Genomic DNA, 23751 nt, shown 5'->3' with positions numbered 1-23751 from the left:
TTTCATAATGGCCTTGAATGTTATTGAATATATTTGCGGCCGATTCGACTAATGTATAAATCCAAGACATAAAATAGATGAATTTCAATTTAACAGAGGAGCAATTAGCAGTAAGAGATGCGGCACGAGATTTTGCACAAAAAGAACTTTTGCCGGGAGTAATCGAAAGAGATGAAAAACAACAATTTCCGGCTGAGCAAATTAAGCAGTTAGGTGAATTGGGTTTCATGGGAATGATGGTAGATCCGAAGTACGGCGGAAGTGGAATGGATACTGTTTCTTACGTGCTTGCAATGGAGGAAATATCCAAGATCGATGCGTCTACTTCTGTTTGCATGTCTGTAAATAACTCCCTGGTTTGTTGGGGTCTTGAAAAATACGGAACAGAGGAGCAAAAAGAAAAGTACCTGAAACCATTGGCTAGTGGTCAAAAAATCGGAGCATTTTGTCTCTCAGAACCAGAGGCTGGATCGGATGCTACATCTCAGCGTACTACAGCCGAAGATAAAGGCGATCACTACCTCTTAAATGGTACCAAAAACTGGATCACCAATGGGAATTCAGCTTCTTTTTATATCGTGATGGCTCAAACAGACGCAGAAAAGAAACATAAAGGGATCAATGCGATCATTGTGGAGAAGGGAATGGAAGGCTTCACTGTGGGTAAGAAAGAGGATAAACTAGGTATCAGAGGTAGCGATACTCACTCTTTAATGTTCCAGGACGTGAAGGTGCCAAAAGAAAATCGAATTGGTGATGATGGGTTTGGCTTCACTTTCGCAATGAATGTGTTAAATGGTGGAAGAATTGGAATTGCAGCTCAGGCACTAGGAATAGCCTCCGGTGCATTTGAGTTGGCGTTGAAATACTCTCAGGAACGTAAAGCATTTGGTGTTGAGATTTCTAAACACCAGGCCATACAGTTCAAACTAGCGGATATGGCTACTCAGATTGAAGCTGCAAGGTTATTGGTTTTGAAGGCTGCTCAGCAAAAAGATGCAGGTGAAGATTTTTCTCAAGCTAGTGCAATGGCTAAATTATATGCATCTGAAGTCGCTATGAAGCAAACGGTTGAGGCCGTTCAAATTCACGGCGGATATGGTTATGTCAAAGAATACCATGTAGAACGATTGATGCGTGATGCTAAAATCACCCAGATATATGAAGGTACTTCTGAGATACAACGAATCGTAATTTCACGGGGCTTATTGAAATAGTTCAATAGCTGGATATCACCCTAATCCACTCCTATTAGGTTTTGAGGACGAATATTATTAGATTCGTCCTATTATTTTACTATTTATTGATAGATTAACCAGCTTTATTCATAAATGGAGGACTACAATAAAATCATTGAGTCGTTAGAGATTCGATTCATTAAGGCTAGAAATATTAATATTTTAAAGCCTGTTACAATCGATAATAACTATGAGGTAGAAAACTATCTGATGCTGGTCACCGGTGGTGAGATCCGGTTTGGCAAAGAAAAAGAAACAGCTGGTGAGGGTGATGTGATCTTTGTGCCGGGTGGTAGGCCTATTTCTATGACCTATGGTTCAGGCGCTGCAACAGTGCTGTCCAAAGATGATTTTTTAACCAATAAAGATCAATTTCTTAAGTCCTACAATGAGCATTCAATCAGTGATGAGCATTACAGCTATGTAGCTTTTGATGCGAAAGCATTTGATTCTGTTAATTTCTTTTCATCATTGGATATTCCTGCTTTCAAAATTGAAGAGAATTATAAACTGGCCGGTTTAATTCAGCAGATTAACGATGAGGTGAAAGCCAGTATGCCTGGGAGGGATCGAATCGTAAAGGTACTTACCGAAAATATGACCATTGAGCTCATCCGGTATATTTTGAATAATAGTCTATTCGTAGAGAAGCTGGCAACCAACAGTACGTATTTCAAAGACCCTCGACTCATTGATATTTTCACTTTCATCAAAGAAAACTTATCGGACGACCTTTCAAACAAGGTTTTGGCCAATGTGGCCAATGTTTCAGAGGATTATGTCGGTCAATACTTCAAAATGCTGACAGGTATTAATCCGCAAGACTATATTGAATATCAACGCATGGAAGCTGCTGTCAATTTGCTGAGAACCAGCAAGAAAAGTATTCGAGATATTGGGAAAGAAGTGGGCTACAAAGACACGGCATATTTTTGTAGAAGATTTAAGATGATGTTTGGCATTCCTGCCGGTAAAATGCGCCGAAGAGAGTCGCTGATGAATGTTTAATCCGTATCCTTACGCTCCTCTTTTTTCTTTGATTTAACATCTTCTTCATCGGTATCATCAAGGACACCATCTAATACTCTATTCAAGAAAGGCATTAACAGAGCCGTAATTCTGGAGGTTGTATTTGGAGATGATCTTTGTTTCTTTTTGGGCTTTTCCTCTTCTTCATCTTCATCGTGTGAAAAAGCATTAAATAGCCAGTAGCCTATCAAGGCAACACCTCCTGCAACGAGTGCAATTTTTCCAACCCGCATTACTTTTTCTTTCATCTCGTCGGAATCATTGTCGAGTTGCATTTTAATCTTTTGCTCTTTTTCAGTCAGAGCTTTCACTCGATCTTCAATGCTTTTTTTGTTGCTCATACTTTGCTTCTTCTAATTTAATAATAAGCACTTCGATCCATTTTTGGAGCTTTCTGCTTTTAACAAGAATAACCACCAAAATAATTACTAAGAAATAAACTCCTGCAATAATCAAATAGCCATAGTATGTGTGATCCATTACTACATTGATCATTTCCGCAAATGCGAAACTTAAAAAAAACAGGAAAAAGAATCCCAAAATGGCAAGCATGGATAAAGCCATCACACCGGACAGCATACGAGCGACTCTGGCGATAATCCGCAGCTTGATCTGCTCGGTTTTTACCTCAATGAATTCTACAATATTTTCAATTACCTTTTTTGCGGAAGAGGCCATATTAGCTTGGTTTGTTCACAAAGCTAATCTCCAGAAGTCACTTCTGCCGAATCTATCTTCTTTTCGGAGTTTTTAGAGAAGTAAATCAGTGTAAAGGGAAGTAAAAAGAAGGCTATAAATATATAAGCAAAGCCTACCAACCTCACCTTTACAGTTACTCTACCCATTTTTTTGGCTAGATAAACCGGGATTTTAGAAAGGTATGGAATCAGAAAGAATACTATTACGCCAAATAGGTTAAATAACAGGTGAACCAGCGCCAGACTGATGGCTGCCTCCGATTGAAAAACAGCTGCAATTAGCGCAGTAATCGTGGTACCTATGTTAGCTCCTAAAATAAACTGAAAGGCTTTTTTCACTTTTACTTTGCCTGTAGCTACTAAAGGTACAATCAGGGAGGTGGTCAAAGAGCTCGACTGAGCTACTGACGTTATCACAAGGCCCCAGCTAAAGGCTCTCCATTTATTCCTAAATACGGCTTTTTCAAATCGATCTTTGGTTTGGCCTATTAGTATCTTGTACAACCATTTAGAGATGAGTTTAATACAAGAGAATATCAGCACTACACCTAACAACAGTGATATGATTGGGCCAAGGTTCGTTACTAGCCATTCGGTGCTTGTTTCAAAAAGCGATGTAAACCCATAGCTTCCTGAGTTGCTTAGGCTTGATCGTCCGGCGACATGCATTGATGATGAGATGGAAGCACTGATCTTCTCAAGAAAACGGTAATTCACTTCCAGAGGAAACAGAAGTAGTACAGTTAAAATATTGAAAAAGTCATGCGAGGTTCCAGCTGCCACGGCTCTTCTAAATTCCTTTTGCTTAGAGATGTAACTCATGGAAATGATGGTGCTGGTGATGGTCGTTCCAACGTTGGCGCCAAGTACAATCGGGATGGCATTTTGGAGGCTGATAGCACCAGAAGCCACAGCAGCCACAGCTATTGAGGTTGTGGTGGAACTGCTTTGAAGTAATGCTGTAGATAACAGGCCGATAAAAAGTCCAATAAATGGATTGGCCGTCACTACCGATATACTATCGGTAAATGGGCCTGCCATCTCAGCTAACGATAGACCTAAAAGCTCTATCGAGAACAAGAAGAAGAGTATAGACACTATGATTACAAGTGTCTTTTTCGCTATGGATTGGTAATTGTATTCCATGTCAGATGACAAGAGAATTTCACTCATCATTCAGAGTCCATCTCTTCTTTTAATACTCTCTCTTTCTCACCTGTCATAGCCTCAGAAACATTGATTACATGGTCTCCAACCTTTTCACATAAGTGGAATAGGTCTTTATACCAACCATCCCTCTTTGGATCGTATTTATCTTTTTCTATGTCTTTTGTAAGATCTTTTCGAAGGGAATTTCTAAACTTGTTGATTTTTTCCTCAGCTAACATTGCAGTCTCTAAACTCCCATCCTGACTGGTTAACTCAAGGTTCTCAAGCATGATTCTTAATGAATCGTCCACAAGTCCCATCATTTCCTGTAGGTTCCTCACCTGTTTACCCCGGAATTTTTTCTCACTTTTGAGAATACGCTCTACGTCTTTGGACATTTGGAAGAAAATATCACCGATTCTTTCAAGCTCATTCACCGCACTTAAAAGGCTAGTTACCCGTATGGTACTGCTATCGCTTAATGTGCCGCTGGAAGTAACTTTCATCAAGTATTCTGAAATTTCTTCTTCCATTCGATCCGTCATTTCTTCATAATCCCTCATTTTCTTAAGCAGCTTCTTTTGCTTCTTGGGTTTTTCTTCCACCACTAGGTTCTGGAAATGCTTAGACATTTTCATCGTCATCCCTCCCATTCTTACCGTTTCTTTTCTAGCTTCCTCTATTGAAAGTTCAGCAGTATTCATCATGCCTGTGCTGATGTACTCCAATTGGAACTCATCGTCACCTGTTGACCTAATTGCTTTTGTGACTGTGTTCGCTATAAAGTTGACGAACCAGATAAGGAATAGGGTGTTGAGAATATTGAACGTAGAGTGGAAGATAGAAAGCGCAACAGGTATACTAGTGGCGCTAACGAAAGGAGACGCAGATCCATTCGAGACCAGGTACCAATCTACAAGATTCAGAGCTGGTCTAATTAAAATCAGAATCCAAATCACCCCAAAAATGTTGAAAATTAAATGTGAAAGTGCGGCTCGTTTTGCATGGACATTTCCAACAAGGGCTGCAAGATTTGCGGTAATCGTTGTTCCAATGTTTTCTCCTAAAACCATTGCGGCTGCTAGTTCGAAAGGAATCCATCCATTATTGGCCATAACCAAGGTGAGCGCCATGGCAGCACTGGAAGATTGAACGATAACTGTCAGTCCTGTGCCTATTAACACAAAGAGAAGAATAGATAGATATCCAAGGTCCGTATACTGACTCAAGAAAGCTAATATCTCAGGATTTGCTTTTAAATCTGGTACTGAGTCCTTTAGTAAGGCTAGGCCCATAAATAAAAGCGCAAATCCTACTAAAACCTCGCCCCAAAACTTGAGCCTCTCCCTATTAAAAAACATTAAAGGAAAGCCAAGGGCTATAATAGGAAGCGCATAATTCGCAATTTTGACTTTAAAACCTACGATAGAGATCAGCCATGCAGTGATTGTGGTACCGATATTTGCTCCCATTATCACACCGATAGACTCGGTAAGTGAAAGCAGACCTGCATTTACGAAGCTGACAACCAAGACGGTAGTTGCAGATGAAGACTGAACCAAACTGGTGATGGTAAAGCCCGTGAAAACTCCTTTGAATCGGTTGGAGGTCATAGAGCTAAGAATAGTTCTCATTTTGGCTCCAGCTACTTTCTGGATGCCCTCGCTCATCACCTTCATTCCGTAGATAAAAAATCCTAAAGCACCTAGTAGGTTAAGTAGGTCTAGCAGTCCGTATTCCATGCAGATTATTTTTCTAATTAATTCCGCAAAGGTATCGGTTGAATGTTTCGTGAATGTTAAGAAATTGTTTAGTCTGGGTGTTGATTCTGAAGTGTTGAACGAGTTATATCTGGCCTTGAATGCTTCTATCCCTGTGTTAACCTAATGTTAACGATTTAACATAGGGGCAATAATCGGGTAATAATAAAGCTCTAACATTGCGGCTAAATTGAAAGAATCATTACCAAATCATGAATTTTTTTAAATACTGGCTTTTTATAGCGGTTTTAACGGCTACATCAGTAAGTGCACAGGATACTACCTCAAGTAAGTGGGGTAAGCGATTGCAATTTGCTGCACAAGACTCTTCTTTTTATTTAAAATTCGGTTTTCGATTTCAAACCCTATACGATGGAAGGTATGACTTGGAAGCTGATATCTATGAAGATGCATTAATGGTTCGAAGAACACGACTGAAGTTTGATGGTTGGGCGATTGATCCCAGCATTGTTTACAAATTGGAGCTGGCTGTTTCTAATAGGGATCAAAGAAGCGGACACAATGATGAGTCCGGTAATACGGCCAATATTGTTTTGGACGCAGTGGTAAAATGGAATTTTGCTAAAAATTGGCATGTATGGTACGGCCAAACTAAACTTCCCGGTAATCGAGAACGTGTTATCTCTTCGCAGAACCTGCAATTTGTGGATCGTAGTTTGGTGAATTCTCGATTTAACCTGGATCGGGATGTAGGGGTTCAGCTGCGACATAAAAGTGCAAATGATAAATTCAGACAAATTCTAGCGATATCGATGGGGCAGGGCAGAAATGTGATTGCCAGAAATCCTGTAGAGGGGTATCAAGTGACAGGCAGATTAGAGTTTTTGCCAATGGGAAGCTTTACGGGTAAAGGTGATTATGTAGGATCTGATATAAAGCGTGAAGCAACTCCCAAACTATCTATTGGTATTTCTGGTGACTTAAATACAAACGCGGTTCGCTCCAGAGGAAACCTCGGAAGCTTTGTGACGGTTTCTGAAACCGATGATACCTATCTTCCGACGGATTTGAAGTCTTTCATTGCTGATATGATGTTTAAATACAATGGACTCTCTGCTATGTCCGAGTATGTCAAACGAAGCGCAGGAAACAATGAAGGTCAGTATGGAACTGGAACTGGTTTTGTTTTTCAGACAGGCTATTTGTTCCCTTCCAATTGGGAGATCGCGGTGCGTTTCACCGATATTGATGCCGATGATACACAGTCTGTATTTGCTGATCAAAGAGAATACACGCTAGGAGTTTCCAGATACATTTCAGGGCATGACCTGAAGTTTCAAACGGATTTTAGTTATCAGACGTTTCCGGGGCAGGAAAAAGAATATTTGATCTTCAGATTCCAAACAGAGGTAGCTCTGTAGGTTAGTTGTTCAATTCATTAACTGCCAGGAATGCCATCAAACCCATTCCGGTTTTCAGTGCATTTTCATCAATATTGAAAGTGGGTGTGTGAACGCCGGAAGTGATGCCTTTTTCCTCATTGCGAGTGCCTAGTCGATAAAAGCAGCCGGGCACTTCATGTGAATAGAATGCAAAATCTTCTGCTGCCATCCAGAGGTCTAGTTCTACGACATTTTCTTCGCCCATGTATGCCTTAGCAGCATCAATATTTCTCTGTGTATAGACTTCATCATTTACGAGAAATGGATAACCCGAAGCAATATCTACCTCACAGGACCCACCCATAGAAGTGGCTATGGATGTAGAAATATCTTTGATTTTTTGGAGTGCTTCTTTACGCCATTTTTCATCAAACGTTCGAAAAGTCCCATCGATTTTTACTTCGTCAGGGATGACGTTATTCACATTACCTCCTGCTATTTTTCCGAAAGAAAGAACAGATGGTGTTTTTGGATTAGCCATTCTACTTACAATTTGCTGAAGCGATACGATGATCTGACTCGCAATAGCAATAGGATCTACAAAGTTTTCCGGCATGGCCGCATGGCCACCTTTCCCTTTTACGGTTAAGTAGACCTCATCAGCGCTTGCCATGTATTTACCTTTTCGGAAACCAACTTTTCCCTCCGGAATTAGGGGCATTACATGCTGGCCTAGTATGGTTGATGGCTCAGGATTTTTAAGAATACCTTCTTTAATGAGTATGGATGCACCGCCGGGCGATTTCTCTTCTGCAGGCTGGAAAATAAACTTAATGGTTCCTTTAAATTGATCGGTGAGCTGCGATAAAATTTTCGCTACGCCTAACAGGCTGGAAGTGTGTACGTCATGGCCGCATGCATGCATCACCCCTTCATTTTTTGATTTGTATGGAACGTCATTTGCCTCAAGGATTGGCAGGGCATCAATATCAGTTCGCAGGGCAATGGTTTTTCCTTTTTCTTTCCCCTCCAGACAGAAGGTAACACCCGTTTCTGCAATTCGCTGTACGTTTTGAATGCCGAATGACTTCAGCTTTTCCTCGATAAAATTAGCCGTATTGTGCTCCTGAAAAGACAATTCCGGATTGGCATGAATGTGATGCCTTATCTCAAGAATTTCTTCGAAATAAGATTCAGAAAGCGATTTTATCTGCTTGACAAGATCACTCATATTTTTGTAGAAAGCGTTCCGGAATTAATAGCGCTCGGGGAAATTCTTCTTTTACCTGCTGATAGACTCTGTTCGCTTTGAGTCTGTTTGTAAACCTTCCTGCCTTTACTCGAAAGTTTGGTTGGTGATAGGTGACCTTCGGATTGAGTTCAGGAAAAATTTCTTCCATTTTATTACGTGTTTGATTCGCTTCATCCCTGCTACTTCCCGAATACACATTAATGATATAGCCATCTACGTACTTGCCTGCTTTATTCTCCTGATATGCAATTCTGGAAATACTATCCAATTCACTTTTAATGTGACCATCAAGTGGTTTGTACGCCTGAGCAACAACCTCCTGCTCACTTTCAACGCTATCTATAGCTGAATTAAGCTCTGGCCTGTGCACACTTAAATCTTCAGAGTAGCTACTCGGAGCAGTTGGGGTAGTGGCCTTACATGCCGCGAAAAACAATAATATGATTAATCGATAAGTACGCATTTATTATTCTTAATGTCGTCTTCCACCGTTTTGTATTTCACGTCCTTTTTCACTGACCCGTCTGCATACTGAACATTTACACGCTGATTTCTGCTGGCAATCTTTTGAGATTGAATCGGTTGCGATTGCTGCTGCACCGGAGGTCTGTTTCCTCCTTCAGGCCCTGCCAATGCTGATCTGCTTTCTTCTTTCTGCTCTTTATAATTCCTTGCAGTTCGTTGCTTTTGTGCCTCCTGAACCTGATCGGGCTGCTCTACGGGTATTTCGGCTTTCATTAAGAATGAAATCGTTTCCTCATTCACCCTTCCTACAAATCGCTTGAACATTTCAAAACCTTCAAACTTATAGATCAATAACGGATCCTTCTGTTCGTACTGTGCATTTCTTACACTTTGACGAAGATCATCCATTTCTCTTAAATGTTCCTTCCAAAGTTGATCGATCGTTGCTAGAGCGATCATTTTCTCCATTTCAAGGATTACTTCCTGCCCCTCAGTCCCAACAGCTTTTTTCAGATTCACAGAGGTGCCAATCTGTTTTTTACCATCCGTAAATGGAACAAGTACGTTTTCAAGTGTTGCACCTCGTGTAAGCTCTAGCTGTTTCAGAATAGGCAGTGCTTTGTCTTTAATTATCTGATTTTTTTGCTGGTAACTTTTGAGCGATTCATTGTAGAGTCTCTCAACAAGGCTATTTTCATCCGTCTTTTCCAGCTCCTCCTTGGTAATGTTGAAGTCAAGGCCTAAAATTGAAATTGCGTTAAGTTTTAGGCTATCGAGATCATTGGTGCCCTTGGCATTAAAAATGATATCCTCACATGTTTCAAGTAACATATTAAGGATATCCAGCTCTAATCGCTCACCATAAAGCGCATTTCTTCTTCGCTTGTAGATCACTTCCCGCTGACTGTTCATTACATCATCATACTCAAGAAGATTTTTCCTGATAGCGAAGTTGTTTTCTTCTACTTTTCGCTGCGCCCGCTCGATGGATTTAGTAATCATCGAATGCTGAATAACCTCACCTTCCTGAAGACCCAGCCTGTCCATGATTTTGGCTACACGGTCAGACATAAATAATCGCATCAGGTTGTCTTCCAGTGAAACGTAGAACTGTGATGAGCCCGGATCTCCCTGACGACCGGAACGACCTCTCAGCTGTCTGTCCACCCGGCGGGATTCGTGTCTTTCCGTACCGATGATGGCCAGTCCGCCTGCTTCTTTTACTTCCGGAGTTAGTTTAATATCTGTACCCCGACCCGCCATGTTTGTTGCGATGGTTACTGCACCAGGTTTGCCGGCTTCTGCTACTACATCTGCTTCTTTGGCGTGCTGCTTCGCATTCAACACCTGGTGCTTGATATTTCGCATCTTCAGCATTCTACTCAGAAGCTCTGAGATTTCAACGGAGGTGGTTCCTACAAGTACGGGTCTTCCAGCGTTCGTAAGTTCAACGACCTCTTCAGCTACCGCGTTGAATTTTTCACGTATGGTTTTATAAACCTTATCATTCTCATCATTCCGTGCAATCGGCTTGTTAGTTGGAATGACAACTACGTCAAGCTTGTATATGTCCCAGAACTCTCCTGCTTCTGTTTCTGCTGTTCCGGTCATACCTGCCAGCTTATGATACATTCGGAAGTAGTTCTGAAGCGTGATCGTTGCGTATGTCTGAGTGGCATCTTCAACTTTCACATTTTCCTTTGCCTCAATTGCCTGATGCAAGCCATCGGAGTACCTTCTGCCTTCCATGATACGGCCAGTCTGTTCGTCCACAATCTTCACTTTATCATCCATCACCACATACTCCGTATCTTTTTCATACATGCAGTATGCCTTCAATAATTGGTTTACAGAGTGGATCCGTTGGCCTTTGATGTTGTATTCACGTATGATTTCTTCTTTCTTCTGAAGTTTATCATTTTCAGAAATTGCTTCATCTTTCTCAAGTTTGGCAATTTCGTCACCAATATCAGGTAGAATAAAGAAGCTAGTATCTTCTCCCTCTCCTGTAATCAGGTCGATTCCTTTCTCGGTTAAATCAATGCTGTTGATTTTTTCATCTATGGTGAAGTAAAGCGGTTCGTCAGCCTCCGGCATACGCTTTTGGTTGTCTGCCAGGTAGACATTTTCTGTTTTTTGAAGGATTTGCTTAATACCGGTCTCACTCATGAATTTAATGAGTGGCTTGTTTTTCGGCAGACCTCTAAACGCTCTGAAGAGTGGTAGACCTGCCTCTGCTTCTTTTCCTTCTTTGATTAGTTTTTTGGCTTCATTGAGGTAGTCACTCACTAATTTTCTTTGCGCATCAACAAGTCGTTGAATTCGAGGCTTCAAATCATAGAATTCATGCTCATCGCCCTTTGGAATAGGACCTGATATAATAAGAGGTGTTCTGGCATCATCAATCAATACCGAATCAACCTCATCCACCATCGCATAGTGGTGTTTTTTCTGAACAAGCTCTTCGGGGCTTCTGGACATATTGTCCCTTAGATAATCGAAACCGAATTCATTATTGGTCCCATATGTGATGTCTGCCAGGTAGGCATTTCTTCGTTCCGGCGAATTTGGCTGGTGATTATCGATACAATCAATTCGTAAACCGTGGAATTCGAATAATGGCGCATTCCACTCCGCATCTCGTCGTGCGAGATAGTCATTCACAGTCACAATATGAACACCTCTTTCCGCAAGGGCATTCAAGTAAGCTGGGAGTGTGGCTACCAATGTTTTTCCTTCCCCGGTCTGCATCTCAGCGATTTTTCCCTGGTGAAGGACAACACCACCAATCAACTGAACGTCGTAGTGAACCATGTTCCAAACCACTTCAGTACCGGCTGCATCCCACTTGTTTTTCCAGGTGGCCGTTTCTCCGTTTATTTCTACGTTTTTCTTTTTAGCCGCTATTTCTTTATCAAATTGAGTAGCTGAAACGACAATTTTTTCATTCTCTGCAAACCTTCTGGCAGTTTCTTTAACAACAGCAAATCCTAACGGCAAGATTTCTAGCAAGACTTTTTCCAACTCCTCGTCCCGATCGCTTTCAAGCTTATCAATTTGCCCGAAAATTTCTTCTTTTTGATGGACATCAAGAGATTTATCCTCATCTACTTGCTTGTGTAGTGCTTCTATCTGATCATCGATATCCTTTAGTCGGTCTTTGATGATCGACTTAAGTTCTGTGGTTTTCCCACGAAGCTCGTCATCGGATATATTTCTTAGTTTCTCAAATTCAGTATTGATGAGTCCGACATACGGATTTAGTTCTTTTAAATCTTTTTCAGTCTTCGTGCCAAATATTTTGGCAAATCCCTTCGTAATCGAGTTTAGCATCGAAAAATATTATTTACAGACCCATTTAAAGGTCTTTAGTTTTCAAATTAGTCTTTATTAAAAGGCCTTAAAGTTATAATGCTTTATTGTAAGAGCGATCAGATTGTTACACTTCCTTCAAACACTTTTTTCGCGGGCCCTGCTAACCAAATAGCAGTGAATTTTTTATCCATTTGGTCAAACCTAACACTAAGCTCACCACCCATTGTGTGAATGCGAACCGGACTGGGATACCCCATTTTTCCAGCCATCAAACCTACGGCCGTTGCGCCTGTGCCGCAACTAAGTGTTTCATCTTCAACGCCTCTTTCATAAGTTCTTATTTTCACACCATCCTGCAAAAGCTGTGCGAAGTTGACATTCGTGCCATTTTGGCTGGAATACTCAGGGCGGTTTCTTATTTCTCTGCCTCTGGGAAGGATGTCAAGGCTGTCAATATCGTCCATGATTACAATGTGATGGGGTGAGCCGGTATTGATGAACCATTCCTGATCATTCAATTGACGGACTTCTACTACATCAAATAATTGAAAATGGATTTTGCCATCTTCTTCTTTGATCTGATGGATGCCGTCAGTGGTTTCAAACGTGGCTTGATCGTGAACAATGCCTAATGATTGACTAAAGGCAAAGCCACATCGGGAACCATTTCCACATAAGCTTTGAGAGCCATCGGAATTAAAATAAACCATTCGATAGTCCAGGCTTGGGTGGTTTTGGATCAGAATCAACCCATCAGCTCCAATTCCGAATTTTCGATCGCACAGTTTTGTAATGATTGACTCTTTGACAGGAAATGATTCTTGCCTGTCATCTATGAGAATGAAGTCGTTTCCAGTACCCTGGTATTTTGTAAAGTGTAGCTCCATAATTCTGAAGCTAAGTTAACGGGATAATGAGCAAAAAAAATCCTGACGCTAGGGTCAGGATTGAAATTTTTACCTGGAAAGCTTTTCCTTAATTCTGGCAGCTTTACCTTTTCGACCTCTTAAGTAGTAAAGTCTCGATCTTCTTACTTTTCCTTTTCTCAGCACTTCAATCTTGTCGATATTAGGAGTAAGGATAGGAAAAATTCTTTCTACAGCGATATCGCCTGAAACTTTTCTTACAGTGAAGGTCTCACCATTGGTGTTTTGATTTTTCACCTGCATCACAGTTCCCTGGAACTGCTGCACACGCTCTTTATTACCTTCTTTAATTTTATAGTGAACATTGATGGTGTCACCAGGTCCAAATGAAGGGTGGCTAGACTTTACGTCTTTATATTCTTCCGCTACTACTTTCAATAATTCTGTGCTCATTTCTTTACTCTTTGCTGAGTGTTTTGAAAAAGGAATGCAAATATAGAAATAAGAATTGGAAAAAAAGATATTGCGCTAAATAATTCCATTGTTTAGTGCGTATTGTATCAGCTCGGAGCTGCTGTGCAAATTTAGCTTGCGTAGAATATTTTTTCTATGAGTTTTAACCGTATGTTCTGAGATGAAGAGATCATCAGAAATTTGCGCGCTCGTCATGCCATCACCAAGCTTACGTATGATTTCCACTTCTCTTTCACTTAAGGAAAATTCTTTGTGATCTGCATCTGATTTATTGAAGTTTTGGATCTGGTCATAATAGGATTTCCCCTCATGGACTCTAATAATCGCATCGCAAAGTTCTTTGCCAGTATTGTTTTTCAGCAGACATCCGTCGATACCAATTTTCACAATCTCTTCCACAAAGGACTTTTGGGCATACATGGTAAGTATGATCACTTTAGTTTTAGGATAAAGGGTCTTAACTTTTTTGGCACATTTGATCCCATCCATTTCCGGCATATTGATGTCAAGTACCACCACATCTACCCGATGATTTTCCAGGTATTCAAGTACTTCCACTCCGTTTGAGGCTTCACTTACGACCTTTAGTTCCTCTCTTGCACTTAAAACTAGCTTTAGACCGTCAATAACGATTTGGTGATCGTCGGCGATTAATATTTTTATGGTACTCATAGATGTGGTATTTCGATGATAAAGGCACTTCCTTTTCCGGGAGAAGAATCAATGGTAAGTTCACCATCCAGCTTCTTAACTCGGTTTTCAATGTTTGTCAACCCAATGCCTTTCTTGCTTTCGTTTTTGTTGAATCCCTGCCCATTGTCTTCATAGATGATTGTAAGCGTGTCTTGCAGATAGTTGAGTTCAAGTCTTATTTTAGTGCACTGAGCATGTTTTAGGCTATTATTAGTCAACTCTTGAATTATGCGATACACCTCCAGGCTTTCTTCGGTGGAGATTGGATTCTCCAGGTTTATTTCTACACTGTATTTAATGGGCTTTGATTCCATCACTGCCTCACTGAGCTGATTGATGGCTGCTTCCAAACCAAAATGTTTAAGCATTCCGGAGTAAAGGCTATGAGAAATCCTTCGGGTTTCTTCGTTGGCTGAAGCTGCCGTCCGACTGATTTTTTTAGCCAGCTCCGGCATGTCTTTCGGGTTTTTATCCACCAGCGCGTCTGCATACATGCTTAGGGTGACCAGAATGCTCCCCAGCCCGTCATGCAGTTCTTCAGCTACACGCTTTCTTTCTTTATCCTGACCTTCAAGCAGGGCATAAGTCGTTTTGATTTCTTGATTTTGGAGGAGGTCTTTGATTTGCTTGTCAGAGGCTAGCTTCAGTCTTTTACGTCGCTGGTTGAAAAAGAGATAGGTAGAGATTGCGATTACTATAAGTGCAAAGGAGAATACATACAACAGAATTAGTTGACCTTTTTTCTCCTCTATTTCAGCTTGTTTAATCGCATTGTCTCTTTCTACTTCTGCGGTATTGAATTTAGTTTCCAGCTCAAGGATTTTATCTTGATAATCCTGATGGTAGATGTCGTGACCGATTGAGTCATATATAAAGAAGTACCTGGCCGCACTATCCAATTGATTATACATATAGAATGTAACTGCAAGGTGTCTTAAGGATTGGGAGTATCCGAGAAAATAACTCACTTCTGAATAATCATTCATGCTTTGCCTGTAATATTCAATAGATAGCTTGTAATTACCGTTTTTTCTTGCAATTAGTCCAAGATTAGAATAGCTGGCTCCTGATCCATATTTATCACCTATATCAAGTTGGATTTTGAGTGCAGCATTAGAATAATATTTCATTGAATCAAATTCCTCTACGTGGAAGTACATAAGACCTAGATTACTATATATATAGCTAAGCGTTAGTTCATCTCCTGAATCCTTAAAAAAAGGAATAGATTTCTTATAATAATATTCTGCAGAATCAAAGACTTTACTTTGTTGAAATGCAGCACCTAATCCGTAATAAGCAGTTGATATTTTTTCTTCGTTATTAATGTCCTGAGCTATCAGTCTGGCTCTATGATAGTAATTAATACCAATATCATTTTTTTCGATATCCAGATAAGCTGATCCTAGTTTTATCAATATTGATATAGTGAGAGAGTCATTTTTCTTTTTTTCACTCTCAACAAGTATCTCTTGAAGTAAAGAGATAGCCTGATCATATTTCAGGCTATCTGAGAGTCGGTCTGCTTTCTCTAATTTTGATAATAATTTTTGAGCAAAAAGGGTGCAGGATATAATAAAAACCACTGCACATAGAAATATCCTTTTAGTCATTTTCGTCTATTGTACCTTCTCCGCCTATTCCCGGCTTATGAACCGTTCCATCATGAACTTTCTGAGGATGATCATGTGGGTGGCCTGCTGGTGGGTCATAAACTACAGCCCTGAATTCGGATTCTTCATAAACGATCATATTGCTAATGTCTCCAATAGGGAATTCATAAAGGTGTAATTCGTAAGCAGAGTCTAAAGGAAATGTCTCAACTGGGTCTAATAGATCACCAATCCCATCAAAGCTAAAAGTAATGTCGTAAATACTTCCCCGACTATTGTCTTTTGATATATATACTTTCTGTCCAATTTCCACTATCATCATTGCACTATAGAAATGTTTCGATGTATCATTGGATTTATGAATGGCAGTTATGTGAGGTTCATAATAAGGTGTGAAATCAAAATCTGAATAGACAGTATTGTCAGATGGTTGATCTGTTTTATCTGAACCATCAGGTTTATTTGGATCTGATGTGTCATTTTTACTCGATCCACAACTGCAGAATAAAATAGTGCTGATTAAAATGAATTGTAATTTTTTCATGATTTGAGAATTTTAGGTTAGTTAATTGGTTTCTCTAAATATACCGAATAGCTGATTGCTGCCGGTTGGTTGCCATCCAGATTCTTCGTTGTGTTAAAATTCCTCTTAGTTTAGGACAAAAAAAATACCCCGGCGGGGGTATTTAAATGTATTTGTGACGAGGTATCATTTAAGAAACTCACCCCTTGACCCCTGCAAGGGGGAAATTAAAGCAAATCCGGACGTCTTTCTTCGGTTCTTTTTAGTGCCTGTTCGTTTCTCCAGGCTTCTATTTTGGCTTCATGACCTGATTTAAGCACTTCGGGCACTTTCCATCCTTTGTACTCGGCTGGTCTGGTGTAAACAGGTGGGGCCAGCAGATTATCCTGAAAGGAGTCCGAGAGCGCAGAGGTTTCATCATTTAAAACCCCGGGCACTAACCTGATAAGTGAGTCTGCCAATACCATTGCAGCTAATTCGCCACCGGAAAGCACGTAATCGCCGATACTGATTTCACGAGTGATCAAGTGGTCGCGCACGCGTTGGTCTACCCCTTTGTAGTGTCCGCAGAGAAAGATGAAATTCTTTTTGAGTGAAAGTTGATTTGCAATGCCCTGATTATACGTTTCTCCATCAGGTGTGAGGTAAACCACTTCATCATAGGTTCTTTTTTCCTTCAATTCAGAGATGCACTTATCAATGGGTTCAATCATGAGCACCATGCCGGCACCTCCTCCAAAAGCATAATCATCTACATGCTTGTGTTTATCCGTTGCATAATCCCTCAGGTTATGTATTTCAAGTTCCACTAAACCCTTATCCATGGATCGTTTCACAATACTCTGGGTGAGCGGACCTTCAAAAAGGGTTGGCAAACAAGTGATGATGTCTATTCGCATATTTTTTGACCACACAGGGCGCTAAGTTTAACCGCTGAGGAAGCAAAGTTAATCACAGAGAGCACTGAGCTTAAATTTTTAATCCTCAGGAGTGTCTGAATCTTCTTCCAGATACATATCTAGTAAACCTTCGGGAAGCTTTACGGTTAGTTTCTTCTTTTTGATATCTGCAGAAAGCAGAATTTCATCTTTGAGCGGGATCAACACTTCCTTACCGCTTGCATCAACAGACAATAGCTGATTACCATTAAGGTCAATCACATTTATAACAGTACCGATTGGCTGTTTATCTTCGAATACTTCACAACCCACCAGTTCGTGGTAGTAGTATTTTCCTTCCTCTAGATCAGGGAGGGTTGATAGCGGTAGGTAAAGTTTTGATTTTACCAATGCTTTCGCTTCGTCCAGGGATTCAATGTCTTCGAATTGAACCAGTGCCTTGTTTCCGTTGACCTGGATGGTATCAATAAAAAAAGGAACCAGTTTTCCGGATTGTTCCAGAAATACTGATTCCAAATTTTGATATTCATTTGGGAAATCGACATCTAATAGAATGCTGACTTCTCCATTAAGACCGTGGGTCTTGATCACTTCCCCAAGTTGGTAGCAATCATCCTGCCTCATGCAGATTAACCCTCTTTTTTATCGTCTTCTTTTTTCTCCTCTTTCGGAGCTTCTTCCTTCGCTTCAGCTTTTGGCTCTTCCTTCTTCTCCTCTTTCGGAGCTTCTTCTTTCGCTTCTGCCTTAGGCTCTTCCTTCTTCTCTTCAGCAGGAGCCTCTTCTTTAGCTTCTGTTTTTTCTTCCGCTTTCGCCTCTTCCTTAGGAGCTTCTTTAGTATCAGTAGCTTGTGCTTCTTCTACTTCAGCAGCATCATCCGCTACATCCTCATCACCTTCGGCACCACCTTCTTTGATCTCTTCAACCAAAGCAGCTTCTGCTTCCTGAGCTCTTTTCTTAAGCTCCTCAGCTCTTGCGTCACTCACTTTCTTCTCAGCCTCAAGCGCAGCTTTCTTCTTATCAGCTTTAGCTTTAGCCAGTTTGTCAACCTTGCCTTGAATCTTAGATTCTTTGTCTTTCATCCAGGCTTCCAGCTTTTTATCAGCTTCTTCCTGAGTGATAGCTCCTTTGTTCACACCTATTTGCAAGTGTTTCTTCATCATGATACCACGGTAAGAAAGCATTGCTCTAACTGTATCGGTAGGCTGTGCTCCTTTCATTACCCAATCAAACGCCTTATCGTTATCCAAATTAATGGTTGCTGGATCAGTGTTTGGATTGTAAGTACCAAGCTTCTCTATAAAGCGACCATCTCGTGGTGCTCTATTGTCTGCCACTACTACATCGTACATGGCTTGTTTCTTGCGTCCTCGACGCGCTAGTCTAATTTTTACTGGCATAATTCTTTTTGTTTATGGAACTCGTCCATCAAAAGTTTTAAAAATGGAGCGCAAATGTAGTTGATTTTTGCTGACCAATGAAGTTTGTAGGGAAATAATCTATAGTGTCAGAACAAGATGGTTATCAGTGTGTTAAATAATTCATTGCATTAGTAAGTGAATTCGATGATTACATACGCCAGGGCGCATGTTTTTACATCGTGTATTCGCAAAACCGATTTTACGATTTTTAAAAAAACTAGATTGACTATACCTTTGTTTCACAACAAAAATGAATATGGACAAATATTCTTACATCGCCAACGCTCACGGCAATTACCTGGATGAACTTTTCAAATCTTACAAAGAAGATCCTGATAGTATTGATGAATCATGGAAGAAATTCTTCGAAGGGTTTGAATTTGGTCAGAAGAAATATGGGGAGGAAGGTGCCTCCGGTGATTTAGCCACACCAAAAGAGACTGCTGTTCGAAACCTTATATATAACCACCGCTCGTATGCACACTTGGTAGCTGATACGAATCCGGTAAGAGAACGTCGTAAACATTCCACGAGATTAGAGTTGGAAGATTTCGGACTTTCTAAAGAAGATCTTGAGACGGAGTTTGAAGTTGGTAGTGAAATTGGTTTAGGCAAGGCTCCTTTAAAGAAAATAGTTGAACGGCTTAAAAAAGTCTATTCCGGTCACATTGGATTTGAGTACAATCATATTCGGGATTCGGACATTCAGGAATGGTTTAAGTCAAAGTGTGAAACCGAGGGATCAGATATAAATCCTTCAGGGGAGGAAAAACGACGTATTCTGTCGAAGCTAAATGAGGCAGTTGTTTTTGAGAATTTTCTTCACACCAAATTCTTAGGACAGAAACGCTTTTCCCTGGAAGGTGGTGAAAACATGATTCCCGCTCTCGACAAGGTGATCAACAAAGCAGCTGAGTTGGATGCGGAAGAGGTGATGATAGGAATGGCTCACCGTGGAAGGCTCAATGTATTAGCCAACATTATGGGTAAGACCTACGAAGAGATCTTTAGTGAGTTTGAAGGGAATCAGGAAGTAGATCTTACCATGGGTGATGGAGATGTGAAGTATCATTTAGGGTATTCATCTCACATGGAAACTCCATCAGGGCAGAAAATGTATGTAAAGCTTGCTCCGAATCCTTCACACCTGGAGGCGGTTGACCCTGTCGTATTGGGCTACTCACGAGCTCAAATTGATGATGAGTATAAGGGAGACATGGGCAAAGCTCTTCCGGTATTAATCCACGGGGATGCTGCGGTTGCCGGGCAAGGCATTGTTTATGAATGTGTACAGATGTCATTACTGGAAGGGTATAAGACTGGAGGTACGATTCACTTTGTAATTAATAATCAGGTTGGTTTTACTACTGATTTTGAAGATGCAAGATCAAGTATTTACTGCACGGATCTTGCGAAGATTGTGGATGCACCTATTCTACACGTAAATGGAGATGATGCTGAGGCGGTGAATTTTTGCGCAAACCTGGCAGTTGAGTATCGTCAAAAATTCAAGAAAGACATTTTCATTGACATGCTGTGCTATCGAAGACATGGTCACAATGAAAGTGACGAGCCGAAGTTTACACAACCGAAGCTATATAATGCCATAGGTAAGCATCCTAATCCACGTGAGGTTTACGTTAAGTACCTAACTGAGCGAGGAGATCTGGATGATTCAGAAATTAAAAAACTTGATAAGGATTTCAAGGAGCGATTGCAAAATCGTTTAAACGAAATAAAGGAACATCCGCTTCCATATAAACCTCAGAAGATAGAGGAAGAGTGGGACCATCTGAGGCGCTCCGATCCAAAGGATTTTGAAGAATCGCCGGACACTTCAATTTCTGAAGATTTGATAGAAAAGGTGGCTAAAGCAATTACACAAGTACCTAAAGGATTCAAGCCGCTTCGTCAGATTGAAAAGCTAATTAAAGATCGAAAGGCAAATTTCTTTGAGAAGAAAGAGCTGGGATGGGCTGATGCTGAACTATTGGCTTACGGATCGTTGCTAGCGGATGGAAATATTGTAAGAATGTCCGGTCAGGACGTGAAACGCGGAACATTCTCACATCGTCATGCTTACTTTTTTGATTCCAATACCAATGAGCCTTATTGTGGTTTAAATCACATTCAGGATAACCAACAACCTCTGAGAATATATAACTCACTACTATCGGAGTATGGTGTACTAGGCTTTGAATATGGTTATGCGATGGCCACTCCGAATGCATTGGTTATTTGGGAAGCACAGTTTGGTGATTTTGCAAATGGGGCACAGATCATGATAGATCAGTTCGTCACGAGTGCCGAAAGTAAGTGGCAAAGAATGAACGGGCTGGTTATGCTATTGCCTCATGGGTATGAAGGACAAGGTCCGGAACATTCGAGTGCACGTATGGAGCGATTCCTTGCAATGTGTGCCAGTGAAAACATCATTATCGCTAATCTGACAACTTCTTCTAATATCTTCCATTTAATGCGAAGACAAGTGACGTGGGAGTTTAGAAAGCCTGCGGTCATTTTTTCACCTAAATCATTATTGAGACATCCGGGTGTGGTTTCCCCAATGAAGGACTTTACTTCGGGCAAGTTTCAGGAAGTGATTGGTGATGATTATGTAACTAACAAGAATGTGAAAAAAGTGCTTTTCTGCTCTGGTAAAGTATACTTTGATCTATTGGAAGAGCAGAAGAAAAAGAAAGCAAAAGATATTGCGATTGTTCGGATAGAGCAGCTATACCCTTGGCCGCAAAAGCAAATAGATGCGATACTCAAGAAGTACAATAATCCAAAGCTTGTGTGGGTTCAGGAAGAGCCTAAGAACATGGGTGCATGGAGCTATATCAACATGAGAATTAATATGGATTTTGATGTGATATCCAGAAGAATAAGTGCATCACCTGCTACAGGATTTTCTAAAATCCACAAGGAAGAGCAGGAAACTCTGGTAAAACAAGCATTTGAAATTTAGAAAAGAGAATTTCTGAAAAGAATATAAAAACATTAAAACAAGAAGAAAATGAGTCTTGAAATGAAAGTTCCTTCGGTTGGTGAATCTATCACAGAGGTAACCGTGGCATCCTGGACAAAAAGTGATGGCGATTATGTGGAGATGGATGAAGTGATCTGTGAGCTGGAATCCGATAAAGCTACGTTTGAAGTAACCGCGGAAGCAGCTGGTACATTAAAAATTAAAGCTGAAGAAGGAGACACTCTTGAAATCGGAGCAGTTCTGTGTGAAATCGATGAATCTGCAGAAGGAGGAGGAAGTAGCTCTTCAGACGATTCAAAAGAAGGTTCTTCGGATGATAAAAAAGAAAGTTCTAATCATTCCGAATCTTCATCCGAGGCTAAAGCCACTGGCGAGGTAATGGAAATGAAAGTGCCTGCTGTTGGTGAGTCCATTACAGAAGTGACCATTTCAAATTGGGCCAAAAGCGATGGTGATTTTGTGGAGCTGGATGAGGTAATTGCTGAGATTGAATCAGACAAAGCCACATTTGATTTGACTGCTGAAGCACAGGGTAAATTGGAAATTGTAGCTCAAGAGGGAGATACACTTGAGATAGGTGCGTTGATTTGTAAAATTGAAGTGATGGAGGGTGGCGCTCCATCTTCGGATTCTTCGTCAGGTGATTCCTCATCATCAGAATCTTCAAGCAGCTCAAGTTCAGATAAAGAAACGTATGCGACCGGTCATGCTTCACCTGCGGCAGCTAAGATTTTGGACGAAAAAGGAATTTCTCCTGATAATGTGAAAGGAACCGGAAAGGACGGACGCATTACAAAAGAAGATGCTATGAAGGCTGAGAAGTCTAAAGAACAATCGTCTGAGAAATCGGATTCTCAGGATAAAGGTTCTTCTAAGCCTCAATACGAGCAACAATCTCCTACTGGAGGAGGTGTAAGCAGAGAGCAGCGAAGAGAAAAAATGTCTTCTCTGAGAAAGACGGTATCTCGCCGCTTAGTCTCTGTCAAGAATGAAACGGCCATGCTTACCACCTTCAACGAGGTGAACATGAAGCCGATCATGGATCTGAGAAAGAAATACAAAGAGCAGTTTAAGGAGAAACATGAGGTAGGCCTAGGCTTTATGTCCTTCTTTACTAAAGCTGTATGTGTGGCACTTCAGGAATGGCCGGCGGTAAATGGCATGATTGACGGCAATGAAATGGTGTTTAGTGAATACTGTGATATATCGATTGCGGTATCTGCACCTAAAGGATTGGTGGTGCCTGTGATCCGAAATGCGGAATCTTTAAGTTTCGATCAGATTGAGAAAGAAGTAGTTCGACTCGCAACAAAAGCCAGAGATAATAAACTCAGCATCGAAGAGATGGAGGGAGGAACTTTCACGATTACCAATGGTGGTGTTTTTGGTTCCATGATGTCCACACCAATCATAAATGCTCCTCAATCAGCAATTTTAGGCATGCATAATATCGTGGAACGAGCAGTGGTTGAGAACGGTGAAGTGGTAGTGCGACCAATGATGTACGTAGCGCTTTCATACGATCACCGAATCATTGATGGACGTGAGTCTGTGAGTTTCCTTGTGAGAGTTAAACAGCTTTTGGAAGATCCAACTAGACTGTTGTTGGGAGTTTAGTAGTTGGTATTTAGTATTTGGATATGCACGATTTTAGAAAATTAGATGTTTGGGAAAAGTCGATGCAATTGGCTACAAATGTTTATGCTTTGACTAGTACATATCCTGACACAGAAAAATATGGTTTAATTTCTCAGATGAGAAGATCTTCAGTTTCAATTCCTTCAAATATCGCAGAAGGAGCTGGCAGAAATCATAATAAAGAATTTGCGCAGTTCTTATCGATATCAATGGGATCAGCATTTGAACTTGAAACCCAAGTACTTTTATCGATTAGATTAAACCTTATTAAAAAAGAAAATGTAAAACATATATTGGAGGAGCTTGAGTCAATTTGTAAGATGCTCAATGTTTTGAAACAAAGATTTACCAAAATCTGTCCTCCAGATACTAACCTCTAGAAAAAT

General features: G+C 40.6%; 21 protein-coding genes. 6 read left to right on the top strand and 15 right to left on the bottom strand.

The window, feature by feature from the left end; translation table 11 throughout:
- Nucleotides 1–77: 77 nt before the first annotated feature.
- Both ACQK2H_RS18190 and ACQK2H_RS18185 read left to right on the top strand, forming a co-directional pair.
- A complete protein-coding gene (locus ACQK2H_RS18190; protein ID WP_425392806.1) occupies nucleotides 78–1217 on the top strand; it encodes an acyl-CoA dehydrogenase in 1140 nt (379 codons plus the stop codon).
- Nucleotides 1218–1331: 114 nt separating this feature from the next.
- Complete coding sequence (locus ACQK2H_RS18185) at nucleotides 1332–2246, top strand: helix-turn-helix domain-containing protein (protein WP_425392805.1); 915 nt, start codon at nucleotides 1332–1334, stop codon at nucleotides 2244–2246.
- Here ACQK2H_RS18185 and ACQK2H_RS18180 read toward each other — a convergent pair.
- From ACQK2H_RS18180 to ACQK2H_RS18165, 4 genes are read right to left on the bottom strand one after another with little or no spacing between them, the layout of a single operon-like run.
- The gene (locus ACQK2H_RS18180) at nucleotides 2243–2608 is read right to left on the bottom strand and encodes a hypothetical protein (protein ID WP_425392804.1); all 366 of its coding nucleotides are present in this window, start codon (nucleotides 2606–2608) and stop codon (nucleotides 2243–2245) included. The genes ACQK2H_RS18185 and ACQK2H_RS18180 overlap by 4 nt on opposite strands.
- Nucleotides 2586–2945, bottom strand: a complete 360-nt coding sequence (locus ACQK2H_RS18175) for a phage holin family protein (RefSeq protein WP_425392803.1) — start codon at nucleotides 2943–2945, stop codon at nucleotides 2586–2588. The genes ACQK2H_RS18180 and ACQK2H_RS18175 overlap by 23 nt, the downstream gene beginning before the upstream one ends.
- 23 nt (nucleotides 2946–2968) lie before the next feature.
- Nucleotides 2969–4138, bottom strand: a complete 1170-nt coding sequence (locus ACQK2H_RS18170; RefSeq protein ID WP_425392802.1) for a Na/Pi symporter — start codon at nucleotides 4136–4138, stop codon at nucleotides 2969–2971.
- Entirely contained in the window at nucleotides 4138–5856 is a 1719-nt protein-coding gene (locus ACQK2H_RS18165; protein ID WP_425392801.1) for a Na/Pi cotransporter family protein, read from the bottom strand. Before ACQK2H_RS18165 ends, ACQK2H_RS18170 begins: the two co-directional genes overlap by 1 nt.
- 230 nt (nucleotides 5857–6086) lie before the next feature.
- Between ACQK2H_RS18165 and ACQK2H_RS18160 the strand changes: the two genes are divergently transcribed.
- Complete coding sequence (locus ACQK2H_RS18160) at nucleotides 6087–7256, top strand: porin (RefSeq protein ID WP_425392800.1); 1170 nt, start codon at nucleotides 6087–6089, stop codon at nucleotides 7254–7256.
- A gap of 1 nt (nucleotide 7257) precedes the next feature.
- Here ACQK2H_RS18160 and ACQK2H_RS18155 read toward each other — a convergent pair whose 3' ends face one another.
- From ACQK2H_RS18155 to ACQK2H_RS18105, 11 genes are all read right to left on the bottom strand, one after another.
- Entirely contained in the window at nucleotides 7258–8448 is a 1191-nt protein-coding gene (locus ACQK2H_RS18155; RefSeq protein WP_425392799.1) for a M20 metallopeptidase family protein, read from the bottom strand.
- The gene (locus ACQK2H_RS18150; protein WP_425392798.1) at nucleotides 8441–8932 is read right to left on the bottom strand and encodes an SPOR domain-containing protein; all 492 of its coding nucleotides are present in this window, start codon (nucleotides 8930–8932) and stop codon (nucleotides 8441–8443) included. Before ACQK2H_RS18150 ends, ACQK2H_RS18155 begins: the two co-directional genes overlap by 8 nt.
- Complete coding sequence (gene secA, locus ACQK2H_RS18145; protein ID WP_425392797.1) at nucleotides 8914–12267, bottom strand: preprotein translocase subunit SecA; 3354 nt, start codon at nucleotides 12265–12267, stop codon at nucleotides 8914–8916. The genes ACQK2H_RS18150 and secA overlap by 19 nt, the downstream gene beginning before the upstream one ends.
- Before the next feature lie 98 nt (nucleotides 12268–12365).
- Complete coding sequence (gene dapF, locus ACQK2H_RS18140; protein ID WP_425392796.1) at nucleotides 12366–13136, bottom strand: diaminopimelate epimerase; 771 nt, start codon at nucleotides 13134–13136, stop codon at nucleotides 12366–12368.
- A gap of 69 nt (nucleotides 13137–13205) precedes the next feature.
- On the bottom strand, nucleotides 13206–13568 hold the full coding sequence (gene rplS, locus ACQK2H_RS18135) for a 50S ribosomal protein L19 (protein ID WP_425392795.1): 363 nt from the start codon (nucleotides 13566–13568) through the stop codon (nucleotides 13206–13208).
- 75 nt (nucleotides 13569–13643) lie between these two features.
- Nucleotides 13644–14261, bottom strand: a complete 618-nt coding sequence (locus ACQK2H_RS18130; RefSeq protein ID WP_425392794.1) for a response regulator — start codon at nucleotides 14259–14261, stop codon at nucleotides 13644–13646.
- On the bottom strand, nucleotides 14258–15895 hold the full coding sequence (locus ACQK2H_RS18125) for a tetratricopeptide repeat protein (RefSeq protein WP_425392793.1): 1638 nt from the start codon (nucleotides 15893–15895) through the stop codon (nucleotides 14258–14260). Before ACQK2H_RS18125 ends, ACQK2H_RS18130 begins: the two co-directional genes overlap by 4 nt.
- Nucleotides 15888–16439, bottom strand: coding sequence for a hypothetical protein (locus ACQK2H_RS18120; protein WP_425392792.1), 552 nt, complete (start codon nucleotides 16437–16439; stop codon nucleotides 15888–15890). Before ACQK2H_RS18120 ends, ACQK2H_RS18125 begins: the two co-directional genes overlap by 8 nt.
- Before the next feature lie 206 nt (nucleotides 16440–16645).
- The gene (trmD, locus tag ACQK2H_RS18115; RefSeq protein WP_425392791.1) at nucleotides 16646–17317 is read right to left on the bottom strand and encodes a tRNA (guanosine(37)-N1)-methyltransferase TrmD; all 672 of its coding nucleotides are present in this window, start codon (nucleotides 17315–17317) and stop codon (nucleotides 16646–16648) included.
- 78 nt (nucleotides 17318–17395) lie between these two features.
- A complete protein-coding gene (gene rimM / locus ACQK2H_RS18110) occupies nucleotides 17396–17941 on the bottom strand; it encodes a ribosome maturation factor RimM (RefSeq protein ID WP_425392790.1) in 546 nt (181 codons plus the stop codon).
- A 5-nt stretch (nucleotides 17942–17946) separates the two neighbouring features.
- Nucleotides 17947–18714 (bottom strand): 30S ribosomal protein S16, encoded by a 768-nt coding sequence (locus ACQK2H_RS18105; RefSeq protein WP_425392789.1) that lies wholly within the window; start codon nucleotides 18712–18714, stop codon nucleotides 17947–17949.
- 277 nt (nucleotides 18715–18991) lie between these two features.
- Between ACQK2H_RS18105 and ACQK2H_RS18100 the strand changes: the two genes are divergently transcribed.
- The 3 genes from ACQK2H_RS18100 to ACQK2H_RS18090 are packed head-to-tail and all read left to right on the top strand — an operon-like array spanning nucleotide 18992 to nucleotide 23745.
- A complete protein-coding gene (locus ACQK2H_RS18100; RefSeq protein ID WP_425392788.1) occupies nucleotides 18992–21706 on the top strand; it encodes a 2-oxoglutarate dehydrogenase E1 component in 2715 nt (904 codons plus the stop codon).
- 48 nt (nucleotides 21707–21754) lie between these two features.
- Nucleotides 21755–23344: a 2-oxoglutarate dehydrogenase complex dihydrolipoyllysine-residue succinyltransferase gene (gene odhB, locus ACQK2H_RS18095; protein WP_425392787.1), complete on the top strand. Its 1590-nt coding sequence runs from the start codon at nucleotides 21755–21757 to the stop codon at nucleotides 23342–23344.
- Between the two features lie 23 nt (nucleotides 23345–23367).
- Nucleotides 23368–23745: a four helix bundle protein gene (locus ACQK2H_RS18090; RefSeq protein WP_425392786.1), complete on the top strand. Its 378-nt coding sequence runs from the start codon at nucleotides 23368–23370 to the stop codon at nucleotides 23743–23745.
- Nucleotides 23746–23751 lie beyond the last annotated feature (6 nt).

Origin of the sequence: Ekhidna sp. (assembly GCF_965228795.1) — a bacterium.
Lineage (GTDB): Bacteria > Bacteroidota > Bacteroidia > Cytophagales > Cyclobacteriaceae > Ekhidna.
The sequence above is the reverse complement of the archived record's forward strand: the minus strand, read 5'-3'. Positions and strand labels throughout refer to the sequence as shown.